Source organism: Pseudarthrobacter sp. MOO13 (genome assembly GCF_058267655.1).
Genome location: NZ_CM177848.1, coordinates 1701139 through 1716249, shown reverse-complemented (window position 1 = coordinate 1716249; position 15111 = coordinate 1701139). Strand labels below are relative to the sequence as shown.

The following is a 15111-nucleotide window of genomic DNA, read 5'->3' as shown; positions in this document are numbered from 1 at the left end:
GAGCTGAATGACGTGCTCACCAGAGAGTGGCCGCACGACGTCCTTGCCTCCCTGCCGTGACGCCCCCTGTCGACATTAGGAGGCCGTGGACGTTCGCGGCGGTGTGCGTCGTGGTCCTCACAATGGCGGTGCTGATCGCGGGTCTTCCGGGCGGATCGGTCCTGAAGCTGCTGCCCTGGTACGTGGCCGGCTACCTGCTGATTGGTGCGTGCATCTTCGGCCCGGCCGGTAGACTCCCGTCGCTGCGGCAGGCCGCGGCGTTCCTGCTGCCCGGCGCGCTGCTCGTCGTTTTGGCGTTGCTGGATATGGGAGTGTGGGCCGGCGGCTGGCTGCTGGGCCTGCCAGCGTGGGGTCTGCTCCTGAGCCGGTGGACGCCGGAGAACCCTCTGCGCGTGCTGCAGCTGCTGAAGTTCCTGGGCCTGCTCCTGCTCGGCCTGGTGATCTTCTCGGTCAACGTGATCTACCCGATCCCCAGCCTGGGACTGTTCGTGCTGCCGGTGATACCGCTGATCCGCCTGGCCTACCCGGACTACCGGGCCCGACCAGTGCAGGCTGGCGTCGAGGTCCTCCTGGGCGCCGCCACCGTCTGGATCGCTTTCTCGATCCCCACCCCTGAAGGATCCTGGTCTTCGCCTTGGACTCTCGCCGGCGGAGCAGCCACCGTCGGGCTCATGATCGCCTTCTGGGCGCGGGGACTCCCCCGCCGCTCCCGGCAGGTGCACCTCAACGGCGGGGTCATTGTCTGAATGAGGCTTGAGGTCCTGCCATTGCAGGGCCTCCGGACTCGGCCAGACTCGAACAGGCTGCCACCCTCTCCATTTGGGTGCGGTCATCCGGAGCCAGCGCACCTTGAGCGAGGTCGAAACCATTGACTCACACTTCCATGCCAAGACGCCAGCGCCCTACCGCGTCGTCTTCAAGCTCAGGCCCTGGGAGGCAATTACAGATTTGTGTGGATTCCGCTAGGAATATGTAATGTCTTGACTGCCTAACTATCAGTACGCTTATGATGTCTGCATTCGGATGGGGATCCGGTGCATGGGGCGCGAAAAGGGTGCGCTCAGCGAACGGGGCGCACCCTTTCCCGTGCCCGGGACCGCTACCTTTTCAAAGGATCCGCTGGAACATCCGGTGGTCCTGCCATTGGCCGGCGATCTTCAGGTATGCCCTCGCGGTGCCGTAGGCCTCGAAGCCGTTCTTCTCCAGCACCCGCTGGGATGCGGCGTTATGCACCAGGGTCGCTGCCTCCAGCCGGTGGAGCCCTAGCAACTCCCTGGCGACCGTACTGGCCGCACCAACCCCGGCGGTCATGACCCCGGACCCCTGCGCGTCCCGATCGAGCCAGTAGCCGATGTGCGCGTTCTGGAAGGCGCCGCGCACGATCGAGCTGATAGTAAGCAGGCCGACGATCTCGCCTTCGCGTGCCAGCACCATGGGCAGGCCTGTTCCTGCAGTGAGTTCCCGCCGCTGCCATCACGATCACTTCCTGCTGGCCCTGAACGGTGTAGAAACTGTCCGGCCGGATCGGCTCCCAGGGGGCCAAATGCGCCCTGTTCCGCTGGAAGGCATCCGCCAGCGCCGTGGCATCCAATTTCTGAACGGGCCGGAGCAGAATCCCGCCGCGAAGCTCAGAGGAGAAGTCCATCTGTCCACACTACCCAGCCAAGCTGATCGCCCAAGTCGACTAGCCTATGGGCAAGGACTATTTGGGGGTAGCAGTGAGTTTCAGTCCAGTCTTCGGCATCATGGGCATCCTGTACGCGGTCTTCACGTTCGTCGTGGCCGTCCTCGCGGTCTACGCCCTGGTGCTGGCCATCATCTTCCTTCGGCTGCGGATCGCCGAACTGAAGCACGCCGCTCCCCCAAAGAATCACCCGCCGGCCTCATGATCCAGACCAAGCGCCCCACGCCGTACCCGGAGTGGGTGTTGATGTACGGCAGCGGCATCCCGGCCAAGCAAATCGCGGCTGTCACCAGGTGGCGGAGTCGGTCATCAGGTTTCACCTCGCCAGGGCCGCGGAGCACGATCCGGGGCTGCGCGCTGCCCACCGCGCCGCGGCCACACCAGTACCCAAGCGCGTCACCGGGCCCGGGCAGCGGAACCTGCAGGAGATCCTGGCGTTCTACCAAGCTGAGGGCCGGCTCCCGGTCAGTGGGCGATCCCGCCAGGAATCAAATCTCGCCGAGTGGCTGACGCGCCGCCGCACGGACGCCGCCGAGGGCACCCTCTCCCCCGTCTACGCCACCGGCCTGGACGTCGTCCCTGGCTGGCGCGAGCACACGGACAAGCGCGCCGCCGAGGCCGCACGATGGACCCAGCGGCTGGCCGAGGTTTCCTCCTGGCTCACGGCCGGGAACGACTGGCCGAGGCACCAAAAGACCGACGACCAGGAGGAACGGACGCTCGGGGTTTGGCTTCACACCCAGCGCATCGACTACCGGGCGTACGAGGCACGAGACAAAGCCACCCGCGCACTGCGCGACGTCGCGGTCACTTCTCTCAACCAACCGGAGAAAGAGAGCGACCGCGAGGATTCCGGCATCCTCCGCGCAGCCCGGATCATCGACCCGCTGCTCGACGGAGACAAGGCTGGGGCCCGTTTCCTGGCACCGCGCGTGACCGACTATCTGCTCACCCGGGTGCTCCTCATCCGCATGCCGATCGACCGGACGACGGATTTGAACCGGTACTTCGAGATCATGAACACCCGCGGCGCCCAGCTCAGCCCCGTGGACATCGTCAAAGCCCGGCTGCTGCGCCATCTGACCGATCCGTTGGACCGAAAGCTGCTGAACCGCGTCTGGACCACCTGCGCGGACATAGAGCACTACGTGGGCATGACCGTCACGGCCGGTGACGCCCAGTTGCGCGCAGAGGTCTTCGGGTCGGAGTGGGACTCCGTGCCCACCGCGGACTTCACCAAACTTCGCGCTCAGCTCATCGACCACCCGTCCACGGACAACGCGGCGCGCGATGAGGAAGAGCTACCGCCGAGGTCCACCGCGATGACGCTCGACGAGGCGGTCACGACCTACGCCCGCGACGACGTCGACACGGAATCAGTGGACGCAGACGGCGGGGACCGGTTCACCTCCCAGATCACGTTCCCGACCCTGCTGCTTCACGTCCTCGCCGTGCGCGGACCGACCAACGACCCGAAGCGCGACGACCGGCAGCTCGATGACAAGCTATTGGTCAGCCGCTTCGCGAAACGCCTCGAGGAGCAGAAGCTTACTGAACGCCCGGCCTGGGTTCGGACGTTCACCACGGACCTGCTGCGGATCCGGTATCTTTTCGATCATTTCGTACTCAAGCGCGACGCGACCCTGACCAGAGGGCACGAGTCGACGACCGACGATGAGCCCGGGAACTGGTCGCTGTACCGCTTGGCGCGCGGCACGTCGAGCCAGGGGCGACGGGTGCAGGACACCCCGCGGTACCCCCCGACTTTCGCGGCCGATGAGACCGGGACCGGGCCGGGAAGCCTGCAGCGTCGCATCCTGCTGCTGCAGTCGGCCCTGCGCATCACCTACACGTCTCCGCGCACCATGCACTGGATCACCGATACGCTGCGCTATGTCACCGAATGCACCGACCGCGGCCAGCCGGTCACCGCGCGCGATTTCCTGGACCGGCTCGAGGCGCGCACTCTCGAGCGTGTGCACGCGGCACTCTCCCCGGATCCGGAGAAGGAGGAGGTAGGGCCTGACGGCCTGCCGCTCGGCTTCGCGATCCCGCGCATCATTTACACCTACCTCGACTACCTGCTGGTCGAGGAGATGAACCAGTGGGAATTCACATTCAGTTACCGCACTTCGGTGGAGCACTTCTCCCCCCGTACCGAGGACGCCGAGCACATCTCCGATGCGTATCGAGTCGAGGACCGCAGCCTGCTGAACTGGCTGGGCAACCTGGCACTGGTCACGGTGAGCACGAACTCCAAGTTCAGCAACTACCTGCCGGCGCAGAAGGCAAACAACCATGCCGCACGCCGGCAGAGCCTGAAGCTCGAGCTGATGGCACGGCGGGCGGAGACCGGGAGTTGGAACGATGAGGACGTCCGGGCGCATCATGAAGTGATGCTGAAGCTGCTGATCGGGGCACTCGGCACCCGAAGCGGTGGAATCGTGCGTGGTCCGGCAATCGGGAAGCAATGACCCGTCAGGATGGCCTCGATGAACCGGCCGTTGCGCGAAGCTTCAATGTGGGACGAGAGGTCCGGAAGAGCGACATCGACGCCTCCTCGTCCGACCCGGTGATCTCGCCGGCCTGCTTCTTGCCTCCAGAGCTTAAACCGAGAAGCGAAACTCCACCACGTTCCGTAACCGAATAACCTTTGGGTGGTACGTGGTTCCGAGGCGCCGGGGCTGAGCGCGGACGTATGCTATGCCGAGGTCCAGATGCTCCTGTGCCGACACCCTTAGCGCTAGGCGATTCGCGCCGTGGGAATGGGCGGCAACCTTCCATGCGGGCGCAAGTTGAATTCCGCCAGGAGCACCCGCCCGTGGGCCTTCAGTTATTGACGGTCGTATACGTCCATGGTCGGAGCGGGCCATGCCTCCCGGGTGTTGACAAGAACGCGTGCTTCGAAGTGGTCCTGCATGCCCTCGGCTTGGTCCATCTTCATCGTGCGCGACTCGATCCTGACCGCATCCATGACCGCCTCCGTTGTGAGCCATAGAATCTGACCGGTGGCCACAAATGGTCCTATAGGTTTCGCCTCAAATCCGACGATGGGCGAGTCTTATTCGACATAACGAATACCCATCCATATACCTTATGACCATGACAGACGATGTTAAGCCTCTCCTCGTACGAGCGCGAATGATGTGCGAGGAGGGCCTTTTTGCGAAAGCCCACGAACTCGTCGATAAGGCGCTCAACATAGATCCCCAAAACGCTGACGCCTACATAGTCTTGCTGATGGCACATCATCAGGCTGTGAATGAGGCAGAGCTCGGAGCGATCCCTACCGACCGACTCGCCACGCATCCTGATTACGTAAAGGCAATGCGTTTCGGAGACGCAGAGCTTCGCCGCCGTTTAGGGAAGTACGCCGCTCGCGCATGCGAGTTAGCCTCCTTCGAGGAGACGACGCATCTACTGCGCTTAGTAGGCATCGCGCAGGACCGACCCCTAGCTGAAATGTGGCAGTCGAAGCTCGAGGCCTTCGCAAAGGAGCGTATGGAAGAAAAGCGGCGCGAAGCCGAGGCAAAGGCAAGAGAAAACGCAACGAAAGCCCGCGAGAAGGATTTAAAAACAAGAGCGGAAGAAATACTCAACGCGGATTACCATCCCGATGGGGTTCGCTGGATAACCACCTACGTACACCCGAGCGAAGACCGCGTTCTCGTCCTGTCGAGCCACTTGATCGCGCAGCGGTCTTGGGAGGGGACGACATGGCGCGATTCGGAGTTGCGGGCGTGGCTGAATTCGGAGTTCCTGGGGTCATTGCCTCCACGTTTACGCGCGCGAGTCGTAGCAGTCGACCACCGCACGCGAGGCGAAACCGACTCGGTCATGGACGCGGTGTTCGTCCCGTCCCAAGACGAGCTTAGAGGATTCCGGTGTCCAACATACTTATACGTTGGGAAGGACAAACCCTCGGGACATGACTGGTCAAAAGGACAATGGTGGGTTCGGGATTCCGGCTCCGCGCCAGGACGTGCGGCAGCCATTGATAAGGACGGTGGCATCGTTTTCGAATGGGGCCGAGAGCGACGCTACGACTTCGAACAGATCTATGGTGTGCCCACGGGATCTGAGCTTGGGGTACGTCCGTCCTTTTGGCTCAGCGTCGCCTGACCCGACGGCATCCCTGTATCCCGTGATGCTGGTGTCATTCGGCAGCGTGGACGTGCAGAGGGAAAGCATGGACGGCCCCTACATCGCGCCGCACGTCACGTTCCGCGGGCGGGCCATTGAGTCCTCGTGATCCGGAACAGTTCGAGGCTTCGCAGACTCTCCCGCCCGCCTACCCACGTTCCGGGTGAAGGATCGCGAGCGAGGCAGGAACGATGCAATCGCTGCTGCCAGACGTTAAAGTGCGAACCTAAATTCCACCACATCGCGTCACTCGGAAACACTCATGTCTTGCCACGTGGCGACACAGTGAACTCATACCGCCGGATCGGTATCCGTTCCACGGCTCCCCGCCATGGAGCCTTCGCATGAGTCAGATGGTCGTCTCTGGACGCGGTCGACCATCTTAATAACCGGCCATACCACCAGCCGCAGACAGAACCACCAAATGTACAACGCCGAGTAACTCCACGCCGCGGCATCATTGAGAAGGCCGTGCGCAACGTCGTTCCGCAGGTTCGGGCCCCCTTGGACGATCAGCATCGCCTTCATCTCCATGACCATGCCCGCACCGAAGATTTCCTCGGTCTCGGTCATGTCGAGAAGCGCATTCAAACTCTTCTCACTCTCTACGCCGTGATCATCGACGAACAGCGTATACACGCCGTTCCGTCTCAACATGACCCGCACGACCTGTTCCAACTGGGGCGCCAGCACAGATACCGCGGCACCGTAGTTGCCGCTTAAGCCGAGCGCCAGCCCGTCGCCCCACAACATCTCGTGTCCCTCGGGCACCGTTGGCGACTCGACGCACAGCGACACCATGTACTGCCGGTTGAACCGGTGCTCGGTCGTCAGAATCTCCTGCGCAGGTTGGATCATGCCCTTTCCGAGCAGCTGCGAGTGGTAGAACACTGTACGGACCATCTCGACCCAGACCGCGTTCTCGTCCGCCTGCCCCGAGGACCGTGGGCTCATGGCGATCTTACGGAAGTCAGCGGAGAACGTCGATGACTGGAAGATGCGACTAATGCTGCCCTCCAGCATCTTCTCGGCGTTCTCGCGCGTACTGGATTTGTCCATGGGCGGTGCGAGCGTCGCGAAGGCAGCGAGTGCGGCGAACTTGTCCGCGTGACCGGAGACTTGCGACCGCGCATAGGAAACGGCATCGGTCAGATCGACCGGGTCCGACTCAATGCGCATCATTTGCTCTATCGAGAGCTCCCGGCTCTCATGCAGCCGAGCGCGGAGGTCGTCGATGAGCTCGACGAGGTCGTTCTCGAGCCGGTAGGAGCGCGGGATGGTTCGCAGGACCGCGATGGCCTTCTCCAAGAAGTGGCCCTCGACCAGGGCACCCGCTTTCGGATCCGCCTTGATGCGAGCATCTGCCTCCGCGATGTAGGTCCTTGCAATGCGCTCGGTTGCGGCGTTCGCCGCCGCGGCGTCCGAACCGCCAAGCCATGCGAGCGCCTCCCGCTCCAGTTGACGTGACAGGCGTGGATTTTCCGACAATGCCCGGGACGCAAGCGCGAACAGCCCTTCGTGCACCTCAATGCGTCCGGCCGCGTCGACCCGACCATGCTTACGTAACGTCTCGGCCAACCTGACGGTTCTGAAGTTGTCCGTCACTTGGCCCGCCAAGACCTGACCCTTGAGCGCGTCCGACATTTCCTGTACACGGACATGACCGTCCGCGCCGCGCCGCCCCGCAAGCGCAAACGCCCGTACCCACGCATCCTGCCCCACGCTGAACCAAATATCGCCCGTGAGCGGCGCCGCCCGGTACGCGTCGATGGCTCGGTCCAACATCGCCACATCAGACCGGTCCCCGTAGACCCACGCGACATCGGCAACCCGGGCCCGGAGATCATCACGCTCGACAAGCGGAGCGATACGGGCCAGCAACGCAATCTGGTCCGCATCCAAGTCCGCCGGCACCGAGGTCCGCCTGTCACCGAGCTGCATCGCGGGTGTAAACGGCTCCAGCCAATCCTCAGCGTTCAACCTCGCCGACGTCGCCTTCGCCAGTACCGTAAGCACCAGCTCCTGGAACCCGGTGACAGCCGAGTCCGCCGCAACTCGCTCGAAATGCAACGACAGCAACTCTGGAGGCTCATATGGATCCTCCCTCGACGCCGCCGTCAGCACATCTTCCCACCATGACGGGTTAACCTCATCGTTCATCGGCTCCATGGCAGATCGTCCCCCTTCGCGTTATTACCAGCTGCGCCCGTCGGTGGGCAGGTCATCTTCGATCTCACGCTGAATGTCCCTTTCGGCCGACTTCGCCATATCGGCGTAAAACCGTCTCTCGATGGAGCCAGCCGGCAACTCCGCTGCGAGTGCGCGCGACCTGTCTCGCTGTTCGATCGTCTCCTGGAACGGCTCACCGGGAGTACCGATCCGGCTACCGGAAATCGTGGCCGACCATAGGGCTTCCATCATCTGGTGCCGTACATCGTCGCTCAGCTTGTCGGCTATTTGCAGCGCATTGCGCACGAAGACGGATTGGTCCCAAATCAAAGTCCGGGGAGCCTCGTGGAGGACAGCTGCTACGGCCCGTACCGAGCTCTCCGTGCCACCGGCGAGAGCCTTCCTAAGAAGATCCAGCACTTGGTCGTCGTACTTGACCGCCACCGCGCGAAAGATTTCGGCGCCCAACTTGCGTCGGAGCCATGAGTCGAGCTTCTCCGCGATCCAAGCCAGAATGCCACTCAGGCTCGCTTGGAAGGCCGACGTGTCCCGAATCCGCAAGTCGTTGTCCCAGGAGTGCGGGAGAGCTTGGTAATCCTGGATTGAGCCGAGAGTCTCCGCGAACTCAACCCGCTCTTGGAGAAGTCGGACGACCCACGCCGGGTTCGTTTCCGACCGATCCGCAAGCGCCTGTGAGACCGAGTACTCGCCGATACCTGGCAACGTCACGAGGTCTTGGCGAATTAGCTCAAGTTCGGCGTCCGAGAAGTCATCCCAGGCGATACCGGCGTCAAGGCGGAACGACATGAAGTAGTCACCAGCCAGACGTTGGCTATCACCGAACCGGAGGCGTGCAAGCAAACGGACCGCTTCTGCCTTCTGTCTTCCGATCAGAAGTTGAGCCGTCCGGACCACATTTCGTCGTATGACTACATCGGAGTCAGAGGCCAATTCCAGCAGCAGGTCGAGTTCCCCGGGATGTAGCTCCCGAAGGCCTCGGTTCCAACCCATCGCCTGGCTCACCGACCGTCGGCGATCTAGTGACGGCCCGCTAAGCAGACCTTGGGCGCTTAGCAGTGCAGCTGCAGGATCGTGCATGGCGAACGTGCCGAGGATGACCGGAAGGACCGGGTCGAGATCCGTGACAGCAGCGGCGTCCCGCATTTTCGCCAACATCGCGGGTGCGAGAGTCGGGCGAGCGTCGATCAGTCCCTGCACCAAGGGTCCCGGATAGCCTTCGGTCGGGCCAAAGACTTCCCGGTCGGCCCGGAGCCGCGCGATCAGCAGCTCGACTACCTCCTCGTCCGCGTGGGACTTAAGGGCCTCAACCACCTGCCCAATAAGTTCCAGGCGTTTGGCTTCCATCTCCTCGAAGTTGTCACCACGGCCACGCACCAAGCGGCCCCAGCCGTCATGAACCATAAGACCAAGCAGAGCCTCGACGTCATCCGGAATCGACTCGACGGCTCGCTGCGCGGCCTCCTGAGTCGGGCCGGACGCGTAACTGTCGTGCCAGAACAGAGCATCACGGACAGCGACGAGAACCGCAGGATCCAGATCGCCGGCCGCAGCTCTGGCGCCAAGGCGGTCGATGGTCTCGACCACGCCCGGGATCCACCCCGCTCGTTCATCTTTCGATACCTCGCGGCCGAAGCGCCCCGTCGGGAGATGCACTGCGGACTTCAAGGCCTTCGCTGCGGCTCCCGAACGTCGCAGGTCTGGGGAGTCCAGTTCCTCGAAGGCCAGGTCGATGACTCGTTGCCGGACCCTCATGATGCTTTGCGGGTTCAGCGCGAAAGGCTGAAAGGTGATGGCGTGGCCGCGAAAGGAAGACTCGTCTCCTTCCGTCGCGAGCAGTGGCTCGAGAACGTCAAACGGAGACAACTGCTGACCATCCACGAACCATGTTAAAGCACAGTCGACGATCAGCTCGTTGAACCAGATAGGCTTCCCGACACGGAACTCAGCTAGTTCACCCAAGACCCGAAGCGGATGACTCGGATGTGGGTTGGTAGCGCGCGTGTCGCCCCGGGCCAACTCCCACAACTGCGCAAGCGCCTCCGGGAGCGTCTCTTCGGTCAAGGCTGCGAGCTTGATCACTGCGGGCACCGCCTCAAGCACGCCGTTGTAGTCCACCGGGAGCAGACTTCGCCAAGCGGCATGGTCACCGTCGAGACGATCTGTTGGGTTATCGATTAACCATCGGGTCAGTTCAAGAGCGCGGGTGGGTTGGAAGTACGCGACTTTGGCCAACGTCTCGACGAAGGTGCGTCGGTCGAACGCATCGGCAGCCTCGACACGGGCCCGGAAAGCAACCCAAAGGGAGTCAGAGAGGCTCGGTGCATCCTCACGGAGGTTACGGACCTGCCAGTCGACGCGACTCACGTTGATGAATAGGTGCTCGACGCTACTCCCCGTCACCAGCGGCTCGATGCGTGAGAGGTAACCGGTGCCGAGCGGGTTGATGTCATCAAATGCAGCTTCGGTCAGGATCACGTCGCCAAGGAGGTCGGGGACGATTCGCAGAGCCTCGCCTCGCCGCCGCAGGATTCCGGCGTTCTCCAGGCTCCGCAAGTGCTTGTGCAACTCGTCGTATGACTTACCCACGATCGCGCTCAGCGATGTGCGCGCAGCTTCGTCGTTAGTGCGGAACGGTTGTAGGGCAGAGATTGCATCCAATACTGCGCGTCGGATCGGCGGGTCATATGACAACGGATCGTTCACCAGAGCATCGCGAAACCCGCGCATGATGTGGAGTCGAACGTTGTCGTCCTGCTCCAATGCCGTCGGCTCGAGCTGGCCTTCCTTTATCAGGACACCCCCGATGACGGTCACCAGCGGAGAGTCCGTAGTGAGCCCGGCGAGCCGACGTGCGACGGCTGGAGACGCTGCCCCGCCAAGCGCTTCATGCGCCAGGGCCACGGCCTCGTCGAACTCAAGGTCTCCAAGCACAACCTCCGTATGTGGCACGGGAAGCAGTCCGTGGCGTGCCATTTCCTCCTTCAGAGTACGCAACCCATAAGGCCTGGTAGCGAGGATGACCTTCGCATTTGGATTGCGCCTCCAAATGCCAGAAACGATGCCGGTGACCTCGCCGATCTCATGGGCGTCGTCGATGATGATCGTGAGTTCGGGGTCATAGGGCAGTAGCTCGAAGTCGGCTGCAGTCACTTGCACGTTGCCGGGCAATATCCGGACCGGGGAGCCTACTGGCGCGGTGTCCGCAAAGGCCTTGAGGAGTCTCGTTTTTCCGACGCCGCCAGCACCAGTTAGGAACGCGACGGCGGCGCCGCTCTGGTGGGCCGCGCCCATCAGTTGATCCAGTTGGAACTGCCGTCCGACGAGGCTCCACTCGTGGTTGAAGACAGTGCCACGGATGCCGCTGAAGTGCTCCTCCGGCAAGAGCCAGGGGCCAGACGCCGGAATGCCCAGGAACGACTCCCGGTGACCCGGGAAGTAATTATCGACGATTCGTACGGCACGCTCGAGCGGCAGGTTCCGGATATGGCGAGAGATGTCCTCACCGTCCCACAGTTCCCAAGCCGCGTGCTTCCCTGCCGCCTTACGTGCGGAGGGAGTAGCGACCAGTCGAGATAGGAACAGATAGTTCTTGGGAGCGGCGATCGTGACCTCATTGATTGCTTTCTCTACAGCGGCCGGGCCGAACTCTCGGTGGCGCTTGCACTGGCCGGTGGCGAGGTTCGTTCCGTTAGCAGTGACGATGATGTCAATGCCGTGCTGCTTATGTCCACGACCGCCGTACCTGCTCGCATGCCCGTCCTGGTGCAACGTGGCCACCACCTCGGTGAGCAGGTCCTCGAACCTTTCCTCAGTCAGTTCATCGAGGGGGAGAGCGCGTGTCAGTGGCCGGACAGGGACACGAACGGCCGGCGCCGGAGGCAAATATCCACCAGCATCGAGGAGATTATCGAGATCGATTTCGAGAATGCGGGCGACATCGTCTAGTGTCGCCCGCCGCGGCCGAGAGCGACCCTTCTCCCACCCGCTGACGGCTTGCTGGCCGACGTTCAGATTGGCTGCAAGCGTCGCCTGATCCAGCCCCAGCGACTCACGCCGTTCACGGATCATCTGCCCAAGATCTTTGTTCACAGAATTAGTGTACGCATTGCATGCGTGCGGATCGATAGTCCCACGCAGGAAATGCGTACGACACTTAGTGCTGTAGCCCCACGCGGCCCCGACGCGCAGCTCTCGTCGTTGCCGCTCCTGCAACCACTAGCATTCGCCGAAACTCTTCGGGAAAGGCTTTGGGCATGACGAACATCCTTTCACCCGCACGGATCAAATCCTCTCAGGCAGAGTGCCAATCAAACCTTCAGCAGTCCCCCGATCAGCACAAAGACGAACACTCGATGCTGCGGGAACCGTCCGGCTCGGGATCGCTTTAACGGGAGAGTCCGATAAGCTGCTGCCAGGGTCAGGAAGAACTCGCGGCATTGGTCTTAGTCTTCCTGGTGCACGCGCCGTCGACCACCTCACGGTAGTCCTCGATCACGTCGGTGAAGAAGCCTTCCCATGGAGATCGCGGACTTCCATCTTGACCAGCTATCCGTCAATTGCATGACCCACTCCGGGATCGGTTCGCGGCGTTAGCGGTCCAGAAAGGCCGCCAGCTCATGCCAGTAATCGACAGGCAGCCGCTCGACCCCATCCACTCCCTTGAGGGGCCTCGTAGCGGGGCTGGCTGAGGAAGTTGACGGCAGGACAAACACGAGGCTTTCGCCCACTGCCCAATCCTGGGGGCCGAAGTAGACATCGCCGTAATGCCCGATGAATGGACCGAAGAATGCTCCCACAGCAAGCTTCCCGGTGAAAGCTACGACTTTGGGCCGGAGGGGTGTCAGACGGTCAAGCAGGCTCTGACAATCAAAGCTGCCACTTTGCTCCTCGCTCCCATCCATGCCGGCATAGGTCTTGCTGAGGTCGGTCAGACCGATCCCAAAGACAGGCAGTAGGTGGTCGTCGGTCGGCTTCAGCAGATTTGGGGTGAACCCGGTCTCGTGCAGCCAGCGGTAAAACCGGTTGCCGCCGTTGCTGTAGTAATGCCCGGCTTCGGCGCTCCTCTTCCCCGCGGACGTGCCAACGAAGACAACGTCAAGATCAGGGCCCATGATGTCCGGAAGCTTCTCCCCCGCCACACTGCCTCCTTCAGGATGCACCATCGCCCTCGCGAGCAAGCGAGGCCGTGCTGGACGTTCTATCACATGTCCTCGCCTTCTACCGCTTCCGGGTGAAGGGCGGGGCTGCAGACGTAATTGGCAACTTCAGTCAGCACAGCGAGACCGAGCCCAACCTTGACGGCTCTTTCACCGCCATCGTTACCAGTGGTTAGAGCGCAAACCTAAACTCAACCACGTTGCCGTCTAACCAGCGGGGGGCGACGAGAAGTCTTCCGGCTACCGGGAGCTACCCCCCGTCGACGGCTGGGGGCGGAAAGGAAAAAACCAAGCTACTCAGGTTACAGCGAAGGTCCCAAGGCGCGTTTGCTTCGAAATTAACAACTGTTAAGAATTGGAGAATTTAAAAGCGGAATTGTTAATCTCCGGCCGCACTGGACAAACACGCGGGACTAGTACGAAAAACGACGACGCCCAAGTTGAAGTAGGGCAGATAGATCGGTACGACCGAAACAGCGACATCACGACGATGTGTGGCAGAGCGCGTGACCGATGCAGGACGACAGGAGTCCCTGGGAGAATGAGGCGGGCTGGGGCCTCTTGCCGGATGCGTCCGACCTGCAACCCGCGGGCTTGGACAAGTCCGGCTTTTATCGACCTCTAAGCAAGCCAAGTTCGGGCCAGAGGAAGTCGCCGCTATCCGGCAAGGCTCGTCAACCGGACGCCGGAGCCTCCGCCCACCAGTTGGAAGGGACGGCAGCGAAATAAAAGGTACGGGCTTTAGGGTTTGCAGGCAGTGACGAGTAGGACGGGAACAACGCTGCACAGATCCCAGCGAAGCTGCGCGCCACGCAGTCAGAGTTCAAAGCCTGGCGCGCAGGCAACGAGTGGAAGCCTCAGCTACCGGACGTCACTGACCGTCGATTAGCCCCTCTGGTACCTGCCGAAACGAGACGCCGGCTCCTGGCTCTTCCCATCAGAGCCCGGAATTTCACCCAACGGGATGGTCCTCCGGGTGCCGTCAACGTAGTTCCAGCCATTGGGTGAGTACTCACGTACTACTCGCCAGTCATCTCCGTCTTTCTCCACAATGCTGAGAACCCCGCCCGATACGAGATAGTGGTACTCCTTCGACCCGCCATCCTCGTAGGTCTTATCTCCGCCATCAAAAACAACTGATACTGCCACGTCATCTCCTTCTTCAAAGGCGGCACGAGTGCGCCCCCCAACCCAGCAAAACTACCAATGTTCATTGGAGGAACGAGGCCCGACAGACCATCCCGGTTTCACCCCCCGAGAGAGCTTCTGTTCCCACCTCGTGATCACGACCAAAACTGCCGAGTGCAGCAAGGGATGCGGCACGGCAAGCTGATAGCAAATTAGTTGCCTTCGGTTTCTTCCTCAGGGATTTCCCCCCAGCGATCCTCTCGGCCGTGGTTTTATATGCCTGGCTGATGTATTCCTCGATGTCAGTCGTGGACACGCGCCAGATACCTCGGCCGCCGATCTGGATCCCGCGGAGTTCACCCGTCCGGAGGAGCGCACGAACCATCGAACGGATCGACACCATGAACGAGCGCACCGCCGCTATTGCCGCCGCCGCCGAATACATTGACCTGGACATCATCATCGCTCCTAGGGCGATCCGGCCGAAGAAGCGATGGACGCCGGGTACGTGATGTCGCCTTTGGCTTGAGTGCCCACCCACGGAGACAATGTCGTCTTGCACGCGGAGGGCGGCGCCGAAGACGCCTTGGGCCACTCGGTCCGGATTCTCGAAACCAAACACGGCGCCCACTGAAATCCTTGGGCGTGCATCTACTGGCATGCCTTGCTACGGCATCGGCCGTCAGATGCGAATCTCTGTCCATTCAAGGTTACGGGGGCAAAAGGTAATGTCCCGCCGGCCGACGTGGGTGGAAAGGTTGCGTCGCAACGGTCGTTGCAACACCAGCCGTTTTGGGAGTTACAACGACC

General features: G+C 62.0%; 9 protein-coding genes. 4 read left to right on the top strand and 5 right to left on the bottom strand.

The window, feature by feature from the left end; all coding sequences use genetic code 11:
- Positions 1-110: 110 nt before the first annotated feature.
- Positions 111-746, top strand: a complete 636-nt coding sequence (locus AC4EEO_RS08005) for a hypothetical protein (RefSeq protein WP_491340220.1) — start codon at positions 111-113, stop codon at positions 744-746.
- A gap of 361 nt (positions 747-1107) precedes the next feature.
- Here the strand turns inward: AC4EEO_RS08005 and AC4EEO_RS08000 are convergent, their stop codons facing one another.
- On the bottom strand, positions 1108-1434 hold the full coding sequence (locus tag AC4EEO_RS08000; protein ID WP_491340219.1) for a GNAT family N-acetyltransferase: 327 nt from the start codon (positions 1432-1434) through the stop codon (positions 1108-1110).
- 284 nt (positions 1435-1718) lie between these two features.
- Here AC4EEO_RS08000 and AC4EEO_RS07995 point away from each other — a divergent pair, with 284 nt between their 5' ends.
- From AC4EEO_RS07995 to AC4EEO_RS07985, 3 genes are all read left to right on the top strand, one after another.
- Positions 1719-1889: a hypothetical protein gene (locus AC4EEO_RS07995; protein WP_491340218.1), complete on the top strand. Its 171-nt coding sequence runs from the start codon at positions 1719-1721 to the stop codon at positions 1887-1889.
- An 88-nt stretch (positions 1890-1977) separates the two neighbouring features.
- Positions 1978-4158 (top strand): HNH endonuclease family protein, encoded by a 2181-nt coding sequence (locus AC4EEO_RS07990; protein ID WP_491340217.1) that lies wholly within the window; start codon positions 1978-1980, stop codon positions 4156-4158.
- A gap of 628 nt (positions 4159-4786) precedes the next feature.
- The gene (locus tag AC4EEO_RS07985) at positions 4787-5806 is read left to right on the top strand and encodes a DUF6273 domain-containing protein (protein WP_491340216.1); all 1020 of its coding nucleotides are present in this window, start codon (positions 4787-4789) and stop codon (positions 5804-5806) included.
- Positions 5807-6118: 312 nt separating this feature from the next.
- On the opposite strand, the gene AC4EEO_RS07980 is transcribed toward AC4EEO_RS07985, so the two are convergent.
- From AC4EEO_RS07980 to AC4EEO_RS07965, 4 genes are all read right to left on the bottom strand, one after another.
- The gene (locus AC4EEO_RS07980) at positions 6119-7996 is read right to left on the bottom strand and encodes a DUF7380 domain-containing protein (RefSeq protein WP_491340215.1); all 1878 of its coding nucleotides are present in this window, start codon (positions 7994-7996) and stop codon (positions 6119-6121) included.
- A 24-nt stretch (positions 7997-8020) separates the two neighbouring features.
- On the bottom strand, positions 8021-12106 hold the full coding sequence (locus tag AC4EEO_RS07975) for a helix-turn-helix domain-containing protein (RefSeq protein WP_491340214.1): 4086 nt from the start codon (positions 12104-12106) through the stop codon (positions 8021-8023).
- Positions 12107-12606: 500 nt separating this feature from the next.
- The gene (locus AC4EEO_RS07970) at positions 12607-13155 is read right to left on the bottom strand and encodes a mismatch-specific DNA-glycosylase (protein WP_491340213.1); all 549 of its coding nucleotides are present in this window, start codon (positions 13153-13155) and stop codon (positions 12607-12609) included.
- 903 nt (positions 13156-14058) lie between these two features.
- On the bottom strand, positions 14059-14322 hold the full coding sequence (locus tag AC4EEO_RS07965) for a hypothetical protein (RefSeq protein ID WP_491340212.1): 264 nt from the start codon (positions 14320-14322) through the stop codon (positions 14059-14061).
- Between the last annotated feature and the right edge of the window lie 789 nt (positions 14323-15111).

Excerpts from the sequence above, each read along its gene's own strand:
- AC4EEO_RS08000 (WP_491340219.1), bottom strand. The coding sequence starts at position 1,434 with ATGGTGCTGGCACGCGAAGGCGAGATCGTCGGCCTGCTTACTATCAGC.
- AC4EEO_RS07985 (WP_491340216.1), top strand. The coding sequence starts at position 4,787 with ATGACAGACGATGTTAAGCCTCTCCTCGTACGAGCGCGAATGATGTGC.
- AC4EEO_RS07980 (WP_491340215.1), bottom strand. The coding sequence starts at position 7,996 with ATGGAGCCGATGAACGATGAGGTTAACCCGTCATGGTGGGAAGATGTG.